The organism is Paenibacillus xanthanilyticus, assembly GCF_042682185.1.
Classification (GTDB): Bacteria; Bacillota; Bacilli; order Paenibacillales; family Paenibacillaceae; genus Paenibacillus_Z; species Paenibacillus_Z xanthanilyticus.
Genome location: NZ_JBHUHA010000002.1, coordinates 2,834,006 through 2,850,000, shown reverse-complemented (window position 1 = coordinate 2,850,000; position 15,995 = coordinate 2,834,006). Strand labels below are relative to the sequence as shown.

Below are 15,995 nucleotides of genomic sequence, written 5' to 3'. Positions count from 1 at the left end.
TGGTCGCAAAGAAGAGGTATTTATCCGGTTCGAACGCTTCGACCGGAATAACGGCGTTTACCGTTTCACCTTGCTCGATCTGGATTAGATTTATAATAGGCGTACCTTTGGCCGTCCGGCTAAGATCCGGGATCTCATAGGCCTTCAAGCGGTACACCTTGCCTTTGTCCGTAAAGAACAGCAGGTAGTGGTGCGTATTGGAAACGAAGAGATGTTCGACGAAGTCGTCTTCTTTGGTTCCCATGCCGAGAATCCCTTTGCCGCCGCGCTTTTGACTGCGGTACGTGGTAACCGGCAGACGCTTCACGTAGCCACCATGCGTAATCGTGATGATGACATCTTCGCGAGGGATCAAATCTTCGTCCAAGATCTCGTCGTCGCTTAGCGTAATTTCGGTGCGGCGTTCGTCGCCGAATTTCTCGCGAACTTCGTTAAGCTCGTCGCTGATGATCTGAAGAACGAGTTGTTCGTCGGCCAGGATTGCTTTGTACTCGGCAATCTTCTTCTGCAGCTCTTCATACTCGGCCTCGATCTTCTCGCGCTCCAAACCGGTCAGGCGTTGGAGACGCATATCCAGAATGGCTTGCGCCTGATCGTAGCTAAGCGCAAATCTGGATATCAATCCGTCGCGCGCCTCTTCAGTCGTTCTTGAGGAACGTATCAAAGCGATGACTTCATCCAGGTGGTCAAGCGCAATGCGCAAGCCCTCCAGAATATGAGCTCTAGCCTCCGCCTTCTTAAGGTCGAATTCGGTTCTGCGGCGGATGACTTCGACTTGATGCTGCAGGTAATAATACAGGCAATCTTTCAGGTTCAACACGCGCGGTTCTTTGTTGACAATCGCAAGCATGTTGATGCCGAAATTGGTTTGCAGCTGCGTTTGTTTGTACAGGTTGTTCAACACGACATTCGGATTAACGTCGCGACGAAGCTCGATGACGACCCGCATGCCGTTGCGATCCGACTCGTCCCGCAAATCGGTGATACCTTCGATCTTCTTCTCACGGACGAGCTCGGCGATCTTCTCTACCAAGCGCGCCTTGTTGACCATATATGGCAGCTCGTATACGACGATACGCGCTTTGCCAGCATTGTCCTCGATATTGACGCGCGCGCGCATCGTAACCGAACCGCGGCCTGTCGTGTAGGCCTGGCGAATGCCTTCCCGGCCCATGACGAAACCTGCCGTCGGGAAGTCCGGTCCCTTGATATATTCCATCAGCTCAATCGGTGTAATATCCGGATTCTTGATGAGCGCCTGCACGCCTTCGATGACTTCCGTCAAGTTGTGCGGCGGAATATTCGTCGCCATGCCGACTGCGATACCCGATACGCCGTTCACGAGCAAGTTCGGGATACGGGCCGGCAAAACGGCCGGTTCATGTTCTTCGCCATCGTAGTTAGGCACGAAGTCGATCGTGTCTTTGTTAATATCGCGCAGCATCTCCATGGCGATCTTGGACAAACGGGCCTCGGTATAACGCATAGCTGCCGCAAAGTCGCCGTCGATCGAACCAAAGTTGCCGTGCCCATCGACCATCATATAACGAAGCGAGAAGTCCTGGGCCATACGGACCATGGACTCATAAACGGCCGAATCGCCATGCGGGTGATACTTGCCGATGACTTCGCCGACGATCCTCGCCGATTTCTTGTAAGGCTTGTCCGGCGACATGCCGAGTTCCGACATCGCAAACAAAATGCGACGGTGAACCGGCTTCAACCCATCTCTAACGTCGGGCAGGGCGCGGCTCACAATGATGCTCATCGCGTAGTCCATAAACGATTCGCGCATCTCGGTACTGATATCGCGGTCATGAATCTGCGATTGTTGTTCTTCCGCCATCGTAAACCTCCTAAAAGTTTCGCGTATGATTGTGCTTCGCAGCATCACCGCTGTTCAAGACGACCACACGCAAGTTGACTCCATGCGGGGGAGATCCGCGGCTTATCCTTCGCAAAGCTTGGTTGCCCCGCAATGATTTCGTATAAAAATGAAAGGGATAACATTACAGTTTGCCCATAAACCGCTGTCGCTTAAACCTCGTAACCGTGGGCGCATGCGCATGGATATTCGCCAATCTATCCGGGTCGATAGGTACAAACCCTCTCCACTCGCCTTGCTTCGACATAAACTATCCCCGGGGTACCAAAAAACAAACGAAAAATAGGCATTATCCCTGATATTATACCATTGTTTGCAGCCTCTGTCTTGTTTGTCTTGTGCCCCTACCAACTCCTGAGAGGCGGATTGACATTGGCTATTCAACGGGTTCGAAGCAAATGGGCCAAGACGAACGTCCTCCTGCAGTCGCCGCTCCTGGCTCCCCGGATACCGGATACAAAGCTATGGAGCCCAGATATGCTGGCCATCATGCTCGATCAATACGGGATGGTGTACGTAAAACCCGACGGCGGCACATTCGGCAAGGGCGTTATGCGCGTATGGAAAACCGGCGAAGAAGAGTATTATTTCCAGTCGGGAACGGTGGCCCATACCACCACGTCCGTTTCGTCTCTAGCCGAACAATTGGAATCGATCATGGGCGGACGCGGCTATCTCATTCAACGCGGCATCTCCTTGCTGCAGCTGGAGGGTCGAAGCTTCGACCTTCGCGTCATGGTTCAACGGAACGGAGCAAATCGCTGGGAGACGACAGGGCTAATCGGCCGCTTGGCGCAGGCGAACAAAATCGTGACCAACTATCATAGCGGCGGCACCCTCACCGAAGTATCTGTGCTGCTCCGTCCTTACTTGGACTTAGAGAGTCAGCAGCAGCTGTACGGGGAGCTCCGTCGGTTGGGCACCGATACGGCCAAACAGCTCTCCGGCACGTATCCCGGCTTGAAGGAAATCGGCCTGGATGTCGCTCTGGACGATCAGTTCCGTTTCTGGGTGCTCGAGGTCAACACAAAGCCGGATCCGTATATTTTCCGCGCGCTAAAGGATCCTTCGATTTTCCGAAAAATCTATCGCTACGCCGTGCAATACGGTCGGATTAAACGCTTCAAAAAGCGCCGTGCGGCAAAATAGCCGCCTTCATGCCTAACGCGATGATCCAATCAAAAACAAGCCGCCGGATGCCCGTGCGGCTTGTTCGCTAACTTCGCCTATTGCTATACGTCGAGGTTCTTCACGAACTTCGCGAATTGCTGTATAAAATCGCGGCGCGGCTCAACTTCGTCGCCCATCAGCGTCTCGAAAATTTCGTCCGCCTTGATCGCGTCTTCGATCGAAACCTGCAGCATGGTGCGGCTCTCCGGATCCATGGTCGTCTCCCATAGCTGCCCGGCGTTCATCTCGCCCAAACCTTTGTAACGCTGCACGTTGACTTTCGCGCCTTCTCCGAACTCGGCGATAATCTCGTCGCGCTCCCGCTCGCTCTGCGCATAACGCACAACCTTATTGCGCTCGATCTTGAAGAGCGGCGGCTGCGCGATGTAGATATAGCCTGCCTCTAGAATTTTGCGCATGTACCGGTAGAAGAACGTCAGCAGCAGCGTACGGATATGCGCGCCGTCGACGTCGGCATCGGTCATGATGATGACCTTGTGGTAACGCGCCTTAGCAATATCGAAATCGTCGCTGATGCCCGTGCCGAGCGCCGTAATGATCGCGCGAATTTCGGCATTGCCGAGGATTTTGTCCAGACGTGCCTTCTCGACGTTCAAGATTTTGCCCCGCAGCGGAAGGATCGCCTGGAAATGGCGATCGCGTCCCTGCTTAGCAGAGCCGCCCGCGGAGTCGCCTTCGACAATGTACAGTTCGCTGATCGAAGCGTCCTTGGAGGAACAGTCGGCCAGCTTGCCCGGCAGGGAGCTCACTTCCAGCGCGCTCTTACGCCGTGTCAGTTCGCGGGCTTTGCGCGCGGCCTCGCGCGCTCTGGCTGCCTGCAGGCCCTTGTCGATAATTTTGCGCGAAACGGCCGGATTCTCTTCGAGGAACTCCTGGAACTTCTCGGCAAAGAACGACTCTACGATTCCGCGCACTTCGCTATTGCCGAGTTTCGTCTTCGTCTGGCCTTCGAACTGCGGCTCCGGGATTTTGACCGAAATGATAGCCGTGAGCCCTTCGCGGACGTCGTCGCCGGAAAGATTCGAGTCGTTGTCCTTCACGAGATTCGTCTTGCGGGCGTAATCGTTAATGATCCGCGTGAGGGCGCTCTTGAAGCCGGATTCGTGCGTGCCGCCTTCATGCGTATTGATATTATTGGCGAACGAGTAGATGTTCTCCGTGTAACTGTCGTTGTACTGGAGCGCCACTTCGACATGGATGTTATCTTTGGCGCCTTCAACGTAAATCGGAGTTTCATGCAGCGCTTCGCGCTTCCGGTTCAAGTGCTGGACGAACTCGATAATGCCACCGTCGAACTTGAACGTATTGGATGTTCCGGTCCGCTCGTCGGTCAGATTAATCTCGATGCCTTTATTCAAAAACGCAAGTTCGCGAATACGTCCTTGCAAAATTTCATACTCATAAACCGTCGTCTCCGTGAAAATCTCCGGGTCCGGCTTGAAGCGTACGGTCGTTCCCGTCTCGTCGCTCTCGCCGATGATCTGAAGTTCGGATTGCGGCACGCCGCGACGATACTCTTGCTGGTGGATCTTGCCTTCGCGCTTAACGGTGACGACGACTAGTTCGGACAGCGCGTTCACGACCGAGATGCCGACGCCGTGGAGACCGCCGGACACTTTATAGCCTTCGCCGCCGAATTTGCCGCCCGCGTGAAGAACCGTCAATACGACTTCCAGGGTGGATTTCTTCAGTTTGACGTTCTCCCCGACCGGGATTCCCCGTCCGTTGTCGACAACGGTAATGCTGTTGTCCTCATGGATGGTCACGTCAATGCGTGTACAGAAGCCGGCCAGTGCTTCGTCGATACTGTTGTCGACGACTTCCCATACGAGATGGTGCAGGCCTTTGCTGCTCGTGGAGCCGATGTACATGCCCGGCCGTTTGCGGACAGCCTCTAAACCCTCTAGAACCTGTATCTGACTTTCATCGTAGGTGTGTTGATTCAACGACATGCTCGAATTCACTGCTCCTCTCGACTGCTATGCCCCAGCCCGGCTTCGGGCTGCTAAATGCAGGGCTGCTCGCTTCACTTTCCGCTGGAATCAAGTGGTCGCAAAATGATGCGATCTCTTCTTCAGCGTGGAGGACGAGATTGGCGAATAGTAGACTTTGTGCTGCGTCACAACGATCGATTTCGCTTCTTCTTCGCCTATAACTTCAACGTCTTTCCGCTTCCGGGCCTGCGCCACGAATTGTTTGGACAGCTTCGAGGATTGCTCGATCGAAATATCGAATATCGCCACGAGTTCCGCTGCGCGTATGATCTTTTCCCCGCCCAAATGAATATACATGGCTAGCACGCTCCCCGTAAAATTCCTTGGTAGTACCAGAAGCGCCGCTACCGCACAACCTGGCCGTCCCTCACCTGATAGATGCGAGAATCGTGCAGTTTGGCGATATTGACGCTCTCAAGCCCGGTCGTCGTAACGAACGTTTGTACTTTGTTCTGGAAGGTCTCAATGAGTTGGGTCTGCCGGTTCTGGTCGAGCTCCGACAAGACGTCGTCTAGCAAAAGCAGCGGGTATTCTCCGATCTCTTCGTGAATGAGCTCGATCTCCGCTAGTTTCAGCGAGAGAGCCGTCGTCCGCTGTTGGCCTTGCGAACCGTATACCTGCGCTTCCTTGCCGTTGATGAAGAAGGCAATATCATCCCGGTGGGGGCCGACAAGCGTTACTCCGCGGCGCAGTTCCTGATCTTTTACCTGTGTTAACTTTATCATAAATCGCTCGAATAAAACAGATTCATCTTTTGCATCTTCCGTCTCGAAGGAGGGGCGGTAGGCAATGGTGAGCTCTTCGGTCCCGCCCGTAATGCCGGCATGGATCTGCTGCGCCCATCTTTGCAGTTTATGAATAAAGTTTTCCCTTTTTTTTATAATTTTAACACCGTACTCCGCAAGCTGCATGTTCCAGATGTCGAGCATGGCCTGGTTGACGGACCCGGGAGTGGCGGTCTTGAGGTAGTTGTTGCGCTGCACGAGCACTTTGGAGTATTGGCCGAGGGAATGCAAATAACCGGGCTGCACCTGACCGATTTCCATGTCCAGAAACCGTCTGCGAATGCCCGGCGTTCCCTTCACGATCTCCAAATCTTCCGGCGCGAACATGACCACGTTGAGCGAGCCGACGAAATCGCTCAGCTTGCGCTGCTCCAGTCCGTTGATCTTCGCCTTCTTGCCTTGTCCGGATAGCGTTAAGTCTAGCGTCACCGAACCGTAACGCTTATCCACCTCGCCCCGGATCCTCGCGTCTTGCGACTGCCAGCCGATGAGCTCCTTGTCCTTGCTCGTGCGATGTGACTTGGTCAGCGCCAACACGAAAATGGCTTCCAGCAGATTCGTCTTCCCCTGGGCGTTCGGACCGACAAACAGGTTCACCTGGCTGTCGGTCCGAAGTTCCAGCTGCTCGTAGTTGCGGTAATGTTGCAATTGAATGGAATTTAAGAACACGCTGCCGCCTCCTACGCGCCTGTTATGCGGTGTCTTACCGCCGGACGACCCGGAACTTGCCGCAGCCTTCCACTTCGACCTGATCGCCGTCGTACAGCTTGCGTCCCCGTCTGTTATCCGGTTCCCCGTTAATGACGACCTTCGTTTCCTGCAAAAAGAACTTCGCTTCGCCGCCGGTGCTGATGCAATCGGCCAGCTTCAAAAATTGTCCGAGCGCAATATACTCGGTTGAAATCGAGATGTCTTTCATCGTGGTACGCCTCTTTCCTCTGCTCGCGATTCGTTAGCCGGTTGTCCGGTACGGCAAAATGAGATGCAAACTATGCGGATGATCCGTCGGTTTGATGATGATCGGGCTCATCGGACCGTTGAAACCGACGAACAAATATTCGCTGTCGATGACTTTGAGCGCATCGAGCATGTATTTGGAGTTAAATGCCACCCGCAGCGGATCGCCGGTGAACTGCTTCACTTCCAACTGCTCGGTCACGCGTCCAAGTTCCGTTGAGCTGGACGAGATTTCAACCGTGCCGTCATCTTGGGTCGCCAGGCGAACGATGTTCGTTTTCTCTTCGCGGGACATGAGATAGGCGCGGTCGATCGCATCGGTCAGCTTCTTCGTGTGAAGGACGAGTTCTGTTTTGAAGTTCTGCGGAATAATCTTGGAAGTATCCGGATATGTCCCATCCAAAATACGCGAGAAGAACAGCACATGTCCAATTTTGAACAACACTTGATTATCTGCGACGACAATTTCAACAAGACTGTTGTCATCCGGCACGAGCTTGGACAGTTCAACCAGCGTTTTACCGGCGATTACGACATTGGAAAAGCGCAGTCCACTCTCAGTGGACACTGAAGCGGTGCGGCTTGCCAGTCTGTGACGATCTGTAGCAACGAACTTGAATTGATCTTCTTGGAGATTCCATAACACGCCGGTTAAGATAGGCGTTTGTTCGCTTGTGGAAGCGGCGAATACCGTTTGGCGAATCATCGATTTGATCAGGTCGCCGGGAACCGAGATGCTTTCGCTTTGATCGATTGTCGGAAGCACCGGGAACTCTTCCGGATCCAGGCCGACCATTTGGATATCGGTGGAACCGGAGCGAACGAGGGTCTGATGGCCTTCCTTCACTTCGATTTCGACATTTTCGGAAGGCAGCTTCTTGACGATCTCGACAAAAAACTTGGCCGGAAGCACGACGCTGCCGGGTTTGTCGACGGATGCCACGATTTGTTGGCCGTCTTCGACAGGAATAAAGCTTTGAATGGAGATGTCGGTATCCGATGCGGTGAGCGTAACGCCTTGATGCGTTACGTCGAACTTGATGCCTCCCAAAATCGGTATTGCAGGTCTAGAGGACGAAGCTTTGGATACTTGTTGAATCGCGTCGTTCAGTTCGTCTTTGCGTATCGTTAGTTTCATGATTTCACTCCTCGTGATTATGGCGAACGGTCGATCGTTTTCGGGAGAAACCGACGTTGTTCTATTGATGATATTTCTTTAAAAAAAGAGTAGTCGTAGTAGTAGGCGCGGTGGATATGTGGATAAGCGGGTTTGGCCCGGATAAATCAAGCCTATCCACATGTTAATAGCTTGTGCATAGGCTTGTCCGTATAAACTATACACGCGTGCATAACTTTTTGTCGTTTATGACACGCGAATTGTCGAAGTTGCGCCGCTCCCGATGCGATCAGGAGTGGTTCTTTATTTTCTCCGTCAGCGTTTGGATGATCTTGAATAGATCCGGGTCGCTCTTCAGCTGCTGCGAGATTTTCTCATGAGCATGAATGACCGTGGTATGGTCGCGGCCACCGAATGCTTCGCCGATCTTGGGCAAGGAATAGTCGGTGAGTTCGCGGGAGAGATACATTGCGATCTGGCGCGGATACGCAACCGCCTTGGTACGCTTGCGCGCTTTGAACTCTTCCATCCGCAGCCCGTAAAACTCGCCTACCTTCTGCTGAATGTCCTGCATGGTTATCATTTTCGGTCGGCTGGCGGGAATAATATCCTTGAGCGCCTCCGCTGCCAAATGCGACGTAATGTCAGCATTAATAAGCGAAGAATAAGCGACGACGCGAATGAGCGCGCCCTCGAGCTCGCGGATGTTCGTATCGATCTGGTTGGCGATGTAGACCATTGCTTCGTTCGGAATATCCAGATTCTCGGCCTTCGCCTTCTTGCGCAAAATCGCGATCCTCGTCTCCAAATCCGGCGCCTGGATATCCGTGATGAGTCCCCACTCGAAACGAGAGCGGAGCCGTTCTTCGAGCGTCGGAATTTCTTTAGGCGGCCGGTCGGATGAAATGACGATCTGCTTGCGTTCTTCATGCAGGGCGTTAAAGGTATGGAAAAATTCCTCTTGGGTGCCGTCTTTGCCCGCTAAAAACTGAATATCGTCAATGAGCAGCACGTCGATGTTGCGGTACTTATTGCGGAAACTCTCGCCTCGGTCGTCCCGAATCGAGTTGATGAATTCGTTGGTGAACTTCTCGGACGACAAATAAAGAACGCGCGTGCTCGGATTATGCTCCAATATGTAGTGGCCGATCGCGTGCATCAAGTGCGTCTTGCCTAGTCCGACGCCGCCATACAAAAACAGCGGGTTATACGCCTTGGCCGGCGCTTCCGCAACGGCAAGCGATGCCGCATGGGCGAACCGGTTGTTGGCGCCGATGACGAACGTGTCGAACGTATATTTGGGATTCAGCATATGCTGAACCGTCTCTTCCGGCTGCGCAGGCACCGCCGTTACGACAGGCGCTTGAAAAGCTGGCTCCGGCGGCTTGTTCTCCTCGATCACGAACTTTATGTCAAATTGACGCCCCATATATTCCTGGAGCGTGGTGCGTACTAATTTGGTATAGCGGCTTTCCAACCACTCAACGGCAAAAGTCGTCGGTGCCGTCACAACCACCAGCGAATCGCCGTGCAGCGATGCTTTGGTTGCTTTGAACCATGTATCGAAGCTAGGTTTGCTCAGCTTGGTCTGTATGATCGACAGCACCTGCTGCCACATTTCGCTCGTATGGGCTTCCACAGATTGTCACTCCTTATCCAATTCGCCCTTATGCGGCGCAGACATGCGCTTGATGTCGAATAGACCCGTATAGGGAAACCTTCATCCACAGTATAAAGATTATTCGAGAGATAGATATCAATAGGGGAACGATGTTGTTCACAGTATTATCCACAGGTTGTTGATAAATAAGAGGAGATTGTATAGCTATCCACACCGAAAACATATCTATCATAGCAAAACAACCCCGCATTTTCAACGACTCTAATGGGTCTATCCACAAATTCTATAGGTTGTGTACAAAAGTTATCACCAACACTACATATTGTTTATAACTTGTTGGGATTCGACAAAAATCGCGGAGAGCAATTCACAGCCATCCACATGTTATTAGTTTGCGACGCATTATCCCGATTATTCTTGTTATCCACAGGCGGATGGCGTTCAATCCGTTATCCACGGTTTTGAGCAGCTGCTCGGCTGTTAGGCGCTGGAACCTTCGGTTGACATTTGGGCGAAGGCGTGGTTTAATTGAAAAAGCGTTTTTTTTATGTTAAAGATCCGTCGTTCGATCGGCGAAGTATAGAAAGTCGCTTGGCGAGGGAATATGGAAACAGGAGGTGCAATAATGAGACCGACATTTAAACCGAACGTTAGCAAACGCAAGAAAGTGCACGGATTCCGCAAACGTATGGCTTCGAAGAATGGACGTAAAGTGCTTGCTGCCCGCCGTCAAAAAGGTAGAAAAGTACTGAGCGCGTAAGAACAAGACCACGCACCGTGGTCTTTTTTTTATGCCTTGAACCGAAATCGGCTGCGAGATCGGGGACATTGCTGCTGTGATCGCGGCTTTTTTCGTATAAAATGAGGGAGCTTTCGCTTCTGCTCATGCTTGGATGCTGATCTATGGAAATCTTTCTTCATTAATGAGGGAAAAGTCGTTTAGGTTGGCGGGAGCGGGCAATAATTGAAATTAGCGCAAGAAGGTTGGTGAACGAAGAGCCGTGCAAAGGAAATTACGGTTGCGAAACCGGGAAGATTTTAGCCGGATCTACCGGCAGGGAAAGTCGTTCGCGAATGGACAGTTCGTCCTCTACTGGTCCCGGCAGCCGAAGGCGGAGCCGTTCCGGATGGGGGTGTCCGCCAGCAAAAAAATCGGCAATGCCGTCGTGCGAAACCGGATGAGACGGGTCGCCAAGGAAATCGTCCGGCTTCAGGCCGACCGAATCCAGCCGCATATCGATTTTATTCTAATCGTCCGCAAGCCGGCGGTCGGGATGACGAGCAAGGAACTGGAGCGGAGCATCATGCATGTGATGAAGCGGGCCGGACTGCTGAAAACGTCGAAATAGCGGCGGTTTTGGCGGTTTTTTGCTTCGCCTTGGCTTGTTTCTTTGTTCCATAAAATATGCTATAGTTTGTAATGTATGCATCGGGAGCGGGACGCTTCGTGCAGAAGCCCTTGGCGCTTGATTGCGATGGTTACTCTAGAGAGGAGTTTTTCTGTTGTCCCGTATTTCTAAACGCAGTTGGATCACCGTCCTCACGCTTGTACTTCTCGCTCTCTTCTTATCGGGGTGCGCGCCGTCAGCGGAACATGTGGTGAACACTGCCGATCTAAAGGAAGGCAACTTCTGGGAGAAGTATGTCGTGTATTACTTTGCGCAGACGCTCGATACGTTCGCCGATTGGTTCAATGGCGAGTATGGTCTCGCGATTCTGTTGCTGACGATTATCGTCCGCACGTTGATTTTGCCGCTGACGCTCAAGCAGTACCGGAGTTCGAAGGCGATGCAGGCCATTCAGCCGGATCTCGCCAAAATCAAAGAGAAATATAAAGACAATCCGCAAAAGCAGCAGGAAGAGACGATGAAGCTGTTCCAGCAGCATCAGGTCAATCCGCTTGCAGGCTGTTTGCCGTTGTTCGTTCAAATGCCGATTTTTATCGCGCTGTATAATTCGATCTATTGGAACCCGGCTATTCGCGACCACTCCTTCCTGGGAATCAAGATGGGGATGGCGGTCAACGAACAAGCTTGGTACGCGTATATTTTGCCGCTGCTCGCCGCGCTGACGACTTATATCCAGTCGAAAATGATGCAATCGCAGCAAAAAGGCAACAACCCGATGATGCCGGCGATGAATACGATTATGCTGATCTTCCCTGTGCTGATCTTCGTCATGGCGCTGTCGCTTCCGGCCGCACTGCCGATCTACTGGATCTTCAGTAACATCTATACGATCATTCAAAACTATTTCTTGTATATCCGCTCTGCAGAGAAGGACAAGGAGAGTGCACCTGCGAAATGAGGAAAATCGTCGCATCGGGCAAAACGATAGATGATGCTGTGCGCAACGGTTTAACGGAATTGAATACGACGATGGATCAGGTGGCGGTAACGGTGCTGGAAGCGCCAAGCCGTGGCTTGTTCGGCCTGATTGGGGTCAAGCCCGCCAAAGTCGAGATCGCGCTGATCGAGCGTCTGGTCGCGCCGGTTATCGCGGAAGCTCCGCCGGAGCGAAGCGAACCGGATCTTGGCGGCGCCGATCCGCTGGCTGAAGCCGAGCGTTTCATCGTCGACGTGGGCGCCACGATGGGATTATCTCTCTCGGTCGCGAGAAGCAAGTCGAGGGAAGGGACGACCCTTGCCATCCAAGGCCGCGGCGATCTAGGGCTGCTCATCGGACGCCGCGGTCAGACGCTGGATGCGATGCAGTATCTTGTCAATATCGTGGCCAACCGTTATTCCGACAGCCATCTGCGCATTGTGCTCGATGCGGAGAATTTCCGCGATCGCAGACGCAAGACGCTGGAGGACTTGTCCGACCGTCTGGCGGGACGCGTCATCCGGACGAAGAAGGAAGTCGTGCTGGAGCCGATGTCCCCGCAGGACCGGAAAGTGATTCACGCCCAGCTGCAAAACCATGCTCGGGTCAAAACCTACAGCAAAGGCGACGAGCCAAACCGGTGCGTCGTGATTACATTAAAGCAAGATGCATAAATAGAGATGAAGCAATGGCATGCAACAGTTGTCATTGCTCATTTTTTTAAGGGAGTATAAACCATCTATGATGACACAAGAAACAATCGCCGCGATCGCCACCGCGGTCGGAGAAGGCGGGATTGCCGTTATTCGCGTGAGCGGCCCCGATGCGGTGGCGGAGTCGGCGAAGCTGTTCAAGAGCGCCTCGAATATTGTGGAGGCGCCGTCGCATACGGTACATTACGGTCATATCGTGGATCCGGCCAGCGGGGAGAAAATCGAAGAGATTTTGCTAACCGTCATGCGCGGCCCGCGTTCGTTCACGGCGGAGGATGTCGTGGAATTGAGCACGCACGGCGGGGTTGTGGCGGTGAAGCGGGTGCTTGAGCTGTTGCTTCGGCAGGGCACGGTCCGGATCGCCGAGCCTGGGGAATTCACCAAGCGGGCTTTCCTTAACGGACGGATCGACCTGGCGCAGGCTGAGGCGGTCATTGACTTGATCCGTTCCAAATCCGACCGCGCGTTCTCGGTCGCGATGAAGCAGGCGGAAGGCACGCTGTCCCGCCGCGTGAAGGCGCTGCGCCATAACTTGGTGGAACTGCTCGCCCATATCGAGGTCAATATCGATTATCCTGAGCACGACGTGGCGGAGATGACGAACAACTATATCCGCCAGCGGAGCCAGGAGGCTTGCGACGAAATCGATCGGCTGTTAAAAACAGCGAGCGAAGGCAAGATATTGAGGGAAGGCATCATGACCGCCATCGTCGGTCGTCCGAATGTCGGCAAATCGTCACTGCTCAATGCCCTCGTACAGGAGAACAAAGCGATTGTCACCGATATTCCCGGCACGACGCGCGATGTCATTGAAGAGTATGTCACGCTTGGCGGGATTCCTCTTCGCTTGCTCGATACGGCAGGGATCCGGGAGACGAACGACGTCGTCGAACGAATCGGCGTAGAGCGCTCGCGCACCGCGCTAGAGGAAGCGGATCTGATATTGTTCGTGGTGAATGCCTCGGAATCGCTTCACGAGGATGACTATAAATTAGTGGAGCAGCTGCAGGGGCGTCCGGTAATTGTGCTGTTGAACAAAACGGATTTGCCGGTCGCGGTGGATGAAGCCGAGCTGGCCAACCGGTTTGCCCCGGAATCAATCGTGCGCTTATCGGTATTGCGCGAGCAAGGACTCGATCAACTGGAGAAGGTCATTCGCGGCATGTTCTTCGGCGGCGAGATCGATAGTGGTGATTTGACGTATGTCAGCAACGTCCGACATATTGCGCTGCTGCATCAAGCGCGGCAGTCGCTTGTGGACGCAATGGAAGCGACGGAAGCTGGGATTCCGATTGATTTGGTGCAAATCGATGTACGAACCGCATGGGAGCAATTAGGCGAAATGATAGGCGATTCGGTATCGGAGTCGCTTATTGACCAGATCTTCTCTCAGTTCTGTTTAGGTAAATAAGACAACAACGAAAGACATTCAAAACTGTCAGTTCTGGATTTGCAATCCTTTTCACGAAAAAGAGGGAGAAGAGGAGCTGGCAAGGAGGTAAATGAGCAAAATGGGATATGAAGCAGGAAATTTCGACGTCCTCGTTATTGGTGCAGGCCATGCGGGGTGCGAAGCGGCGTTGGCGTCGGCCCGGATGGGCTGCGAGACGCTGCTGCTGACGATTAACTTGGATATGGTGGCGTTCATGCCGTGCAACCCGTCGATCGGCGGTCCGGCCAAAGGACATGTGGTGCGCGAAATCGATGCGCTCGGCGGCGAGATGGGACGCAACATCGACAAGACCTTCATTCAAATGCGGATGCTGAATACCGGCAAAGGTCCGGCGGTTCACGCACTGCGCGCGCAAGCGGATAAATTTCTGTATCAACATACAATGAAGAAAACGATCGAAGAGACGGATCATCTGACGCTTCGTCAAGGGATGGCGGAAGAGCTGATCGTCGAGGACGGCGTTTGCGTCGGCGTTATTACGAAGACAGGAGCTATTTACCGAGCGAAAACGGTCGTACTGACAACGGGGACCTACCTTCGCGGGAAAATCATCATGGGCGAGCTGATGTACGAGAGCGGACCGAACAACCAGCAGCCTTCGGTACGCCTGTCGCAAAGCTTGCGCGAACTCGGTCTGGAGCTGGTGCGGTTCAAAACCGGTACACCGCCTCGCGTTCATAAGGATACGATCGATTTCGATAAAACGGAGATTCAACCAGGCGACGACAATCCGAAGTTCTTCTCCTATGAGACGGAATACTCCAACAACGAGCAACTGCCTTGCTGGCTGACGTATACGTCGGAGGAGACGCATCGCATCATTAACGATAATCTTCACCGCGCGCCGATGTTCTCGGGGGCGATTGAAGGGACGGGGCCGCGGTATTGCCCGTCGATCGAAGATAAAATCGTGCGTTTCGCCGATAAGCCGAAGCATCAGATTTTCCTCGAACCGGAAGGCAAAGATACGTCCGAGTATTACGTGCAAGGTCTCTCGACGAGCATGCCGGAAGACGTACAGTTGAGCATTCTACGTTCGATCCCGGGTCTGGAGCGGGTCGAAATGATGCGCACCGGCTATGCGATTGAATACGATGCCGTCGTGCCAACGCAGCTGTGGCCGTCGCTGGAGACGAAGGTCGTGCCGAACCTTTTCACCGCTGGTCAAATCAATGGTACGTCGGGTTATGAAGAGGCCGCTGGTCAAGGAATTATGGCCGGCATTAATGCCGCTCGCAAAGCCCAAGGCAAAGACCCGGTCATTCTGGATCGTTCGCAAGGCTACATCGGCGTGTTGATCGACGATCTCGTAACGAAAGGCACGAGCGAGCCATATCGTCTGCTTACCTCGCGCGCCGAATACCGCTTGCTGCTCCGTCATGACAATGCCGATCTGCGTCTAACGCCAACCGGTTACGAGATTGGCTTGATTAGCGAAGCGCGCTACGCGAAGTTTGCGAAGAAGAAGGAGCTCGTCGAGCAGGAAATCGAACGATTGAAATCAGCGAAAATCAAAGTGGAGCAAGGCGTGCAAGATATGCTGGCCGAGCTCGGATCGGCGCCGCTTCAGTTTACGACTGATGCGCTCACACTGCTTCGCCGTCCGGAAGTGACGTATGCGCATGTGGAACGATTCGTGCCTTCCCCCGTAGAACTGACGGATGAGATGAAGGAACAGGTCGAGATTCAAATTAAATATTCCGGTTACATCGAGAAGCAGCTGCTTCAGGTGGAGCGTCTCTCCAAAATGGAGAAGAAGCGGATTCCGGAAGATATCGACTATACAGCAGTTCACGGACTAGCTTCCGAAGCAAAGCAAAAGCTGACGAATATTCGTCCGCTCTCCATCGGTCAGGCATCCCGGATCGGCGGCGTCACGCCGGCGGATATCTCCATCTTGCTCGTCTATCTGGAACATTATAACCGCGTAACGGCGGCGCGGGGGTAAGGTAGC

General features: G+C 53.3%; 14 protein-coding genes (1 of these 14 cut by a window edge). 7 read left to right on the top strand and 7 right to left on the bottom strand.

All coding sequences use genetic code 11. From position 1 onward, the window contains the following. Positions 1–1,846 carry the 5' portion of a DNA gyrase subunit A gene (gene gyrA, locus ACFSKT_RS29995; protein WP_377719410.1) on the bottom strand. The gene continues 659 nt to the left of window position 1, outside the view, so the window shows 1,846 of its 2,505 coding nt (coding positions 1–1,846); it begins with the start codon at positions 1,844–1,846; its stop codon lies beyond the left edge, outside the window. Between the two features lie 411 nt (positions 1,847–2,257). Here gyrA and ACFSKT_RS29990 point away from each other — a divergent pair, with 411 nt between their 5' ends. Beyond that, entirely contained in the window at positions 2,258–3,034 is a 777-nt protein-coding gene (locus ACFSKT_RS29990; protein ID WP_377719409.1) for a YheC/YheD family protein, read from the top strand. Positions 3,035–3,117: 83 nt separating this feature from the next. Here ACFSKT_RS29990 and gyrB read toward each other — a convergent pair whose 3' ends face one another. The 6 genes from gyrB to dnaA form a co-directional block, all read right to left on the bottom strand. Beyond that, positions 3,118–5,028, bottom strand: a complete 1,911-nt coding sequence (gyrB, locus tag ACFSKT_RS29985) for a DNA topoisomerase (ATP-hydrolyzing) subunit B (protein ID WP_377719408.1) — start codon at positions 5,026–5,028, stop codon at positions 3,118–3,120. 90 nt (positions 5,029–5,118) lie between these two features. Further along, positions 5,119–5,367: an extracellular matrix regulator RemB gene (gene remB / locus ACFSKT_RS29980; RefSeq protein ID WP_148929281.1), complete on the bottom strand. Its 249-nt coding sequence runs from the start codon at positions 5,365–5,367 to the stop codon at positions 5,119–5,121. Positions 5,368–5,414: 47 nt separating this feature from the next. Beyond that, entirely contained in the window at positions 5,415–6,524 is a 1,110-nt protein-coding gene (gene recF / locus ACFSKT_RS29975; protein WP_377719407.1) for a DNA replication/repair protein RecF, read from the bottom strand. Positions 6,525–6,558: 34 nt separating this feature from the next. Continuing rightward, positions 6,559–6,774: a S4 domain-containing protein YaaA gene (gene yaaA / locus ACFSKT_RS29970; protein WP_377719406.1), complete on the bottom strand. Its 216-nt coding sequence runs from the start codon at positions 6,772–6,774 to the stop codon at positions 6,559–6,561. Between the two features lie 33 nt (positions 6,775–6,807). Further along, on the bottom strand, positions 6,808–7,950 hold the full coding sequence (gene dnaN, locus ACFSKT_RS29965; RefSeq protein ID WP_377719405.1) for a DNA polymerase III subunit beta: 1,143 nt from the start codon (positions 7,948–7,950) through the stop codon (positions 6,808–6,810). A gap of 268 nt (positions 7,951–8,218) precedes the next feature. Continuing rightward, positions 8,219–9,547, bottom strand: a complete 1,329-nt coding sequence (dnaA, locus tag ACFSKT_RS29960; RefSeq protein ID WP_377719430.1) for a chromosomal replication initiator protein DnaA — start codon at positions 9,545–9,547, stop codon at positions 8,219–8,221. 628 nt (positions 9,548–10,175) lie between these two features. Between dnaA and rpmH the strand changes: the two genes are divergently transcribed. The 6 genes from rpmH (at position 10,176) to mnmG (ending at position 15,989) form a co-directional block, all read left to right on the top strand. After that, positions 10,176–10,310, top strand: a complete 135-nt coding sequence (gene rpmH / locus ACFSKT_RS29955; RefSeq protein WP_148929286.1) for a 50S ribosomal protein L34 — start codon at positions 10,176–10,178, stop codon at positions 10,308–10,310. Positions 10,311–10,551: 241 nt separating this feature from the next. Beyond that, positions 10,552–10,899 (top strand): ribonuclease P protein component, encoded by a 348-nt coding sequence (rnpA, locus tag ACFSKT_RS29950; RefSeq protein ID WP_377719404.1) that lies wholly within the window; start codon positions 10,552–10,554, stop codon positions 10,897–10,899. Positions 10,900–11,050: 151 nt separating this feature from the next. Continuing rightward, a complete protein-coding gene (locus tag ACFSKT_RS29945; protein ID WP_377719429.1) occupies positions 11,051–11,857 on the top strand; it encodes a YidC/Oxa1 family membrane protein insertase in 807 nt (268 codons plus the stop codon). Then, the gene (gene jag, locus ACFSKT_RS29940) at positions 11,854–12,549 is read left to right on the top strand and encodes an RNA-binding cell elongation regulator Jag/EloR (protein ID WP_377719403.1); all 696 of its coding nucleotides are present in this window, start codon (positions 11,854–11,856) and stop codon (positions 12,547–12,549) included. The genes ACFSKT_RS29945 and jag overlap by 4 nt, the downstream gene beginning before the upstream one ends. 70 nt (positions 12,550–12,619) lie before the next feature. Then, the gene (gene mnmE / locus ACFSKT_RS29935; RefSeq protein ID WP_377719428.1) at positions 12,620–13,999 is read left to right on the top strand and encodes a tRNA uridine-5-carboxymethylaminomethyl(34) synthesis GTPase MnmE; all 1,380 of its coding nucleotides are present in this window, start codon (positions 12,620–12,622) and stop codon (positions 13,997–13,999) included. A 100-nt stretch (positions 14,000–14,099) separates the two neighbouring features. Beyond that, the gene (gene mnmG, locus ACFSKT_RS29930; RefSeq protein WP_377719427.1) at positions 14,100–15,989 is read left to right on the top strand and encodes a tRNA uridine-5-carboxymethylaminomethyl(34) synthesis enzyme MnmG; all 1,890 of its coding nucleotides are present in this window, start codon (positions 14,100–14,102) and stop codon (positions 15,987–15,989) included. The last annotated feature ends 6 nt before the right edge of the window (positions 15,990–15,995 follow it).